The organism is Rhizobium sp. 01T417, assembly GCF_056398905.1.
In genome coordinates this window covers 1-1,519 of record NZ_JBFTQH010000125.1, presented here as the reverse complement: position 1 = coordinate 1,519, position 1,519 = coordinate 1, and the positions used below count along the sequence as shown (strand labels likewise).

Annotated in this window: 2 protein-coding genes; both read left to right on the top strand. The window is 59.0% G+C overall.

Features of this window, described 5'->3' with window-relative positions; all coding sequences use genetic code 11:
- Positions 1–1,174, top strand: a 1,174-nt coding sequence (locus AC1DPR_RS31885; RefSeq protein WP_477818014.1) for an N-6 DNA methylase, incomplete at its 5' end; no start/stop codon positions are given.
- Positions 1,167–1,519, top strand: a 353-nt coding sequence (locus AC1DPR_RS31880) for a restriction endonuclease subunit S (RefSeq protein ID WP_477818013.1), incomplete at its 3' end; no start/stop codon positions are given. The genes AC1DPR_RS31885 and AC1DPR_RS31880, both read left to right, overlap by 8 nt.

Sequence of the window (1,519 nt, the reverse complement as noted above, 5' to 3'; positions counted from 1 at the left end):
CATCGAGAAAATCGTCACCACCTTCGATGAATTCAAGGAGGTCCCCGGATTTTCAGCTATCGTGGACATCGCAACACTGCGTGCCAACGACTATAACCTCAACATCCGCCGTTATGCCGATAATGCGCCGCATCCCGAGCCGCATGACGTGCGTGCCCACTTAGTCGGCGGCGTGCCCAAGGCCGAGGTGCATGCGCAAAGCATGGCGAGGCTTTTCGAGGCGCAAGGCCTGAACCCGATGGATCTGCTCGTCGAGCATGATGACCGTTACTATCACTTCAGTCCTGCCTTGACTCGCCAGCAGGATATCCAGCCAGCCATTGAGGGCAATGCCGGCCTTAAGGCGAAAGAGACCGCTATACGCAATGCGTTCGAACAATGGTGGCAATCCCATAGCGCACGCATTACCGCGCTAGCGGGTCAGATAGAGAACCCAGCCAGCCTTGTGGCCCTGCGCAGCGATCTGCTTGCGAGCTTCAGCGAGACGCTCGAGGCGATTGGCTTGCTCGATCCGTTTCAGGTGCGCGGCATCATCGCCGGCTTCTGGTACCAGACCAAGTACGACTTCCTGACATTGATGGCGCGTGATGCCAAGGGCGTGGCCGACGCCTGGCGGACCAGCATTATTACCGCGCTGGAGGACAAGGCGACCAAGGAGAGTCCGCTGGAGCACAAGCTGGTCAAGTTTCTGATGGGTGACTTCGTTGGCGCCCTCACCGAGTTAGAGGCGAAGAAGGCGGAACTGGAGGCTCAGATCAAGGCGGCCAGCCCGAAAGGCGACGAGGACGAGGAGGGCAACGAAGCGTCGGCGAGTCCTGTCGATGAGGTTGACGAGGACAATGGCGTGGACGAGGCCCAGCTCAAGGCATGGAAGAAGGAGCTGGCGGTGGTGAAGAAGCATCTCAAGTCAAAGATGGAGAGCTTCACTATCCATCTCGACGCGGCAGTTGACGGTCTCACGCCGGTGGCCGCTGCCTCGCTGCTGCTGACCATCCTGCACAACGACATGCAGGCTATCATCGAGCGCTATATCGCGGCGCACCGCAAGCAGATCGTTGCCGCCTTTGAGAACTGGTGGAACAAGTACCGCGTCACGCTCAATGACATCGAGGAAAAGCGCCGCGTGGCAGCGAATGCGTTGCAGGGATTTCTGAAGGAGCTGAAGTATGTCTGATCAGCCTACCATGCAGTCGTTGCATGCGTACGAACGTCTCCTTCAGCACCTGCCCTTAGGTTGGGAACGCAAGGAAATTCGGCAGCTCGGTACGCTTGTAGGTGGCGGAACTCCCTCCCGCAATGCTCCATCGTTCTGGCGTGGAACCATACCGTGGGTGACCCCGGGAGAGGTGAGCGGGAACTCAATCAAGTACCTTTACGACACCAATGAACACATCAGCTCCTCAGGGCTAGCAAGCAGCGGAGCCAACCTGCTGCCGACTGGGGCGCTGATGGTGACGACTCGCGCCACGCTCGGCGCACGGGTCATCAATGCGGTGCCAATGGCGACCAACCAGGGCTT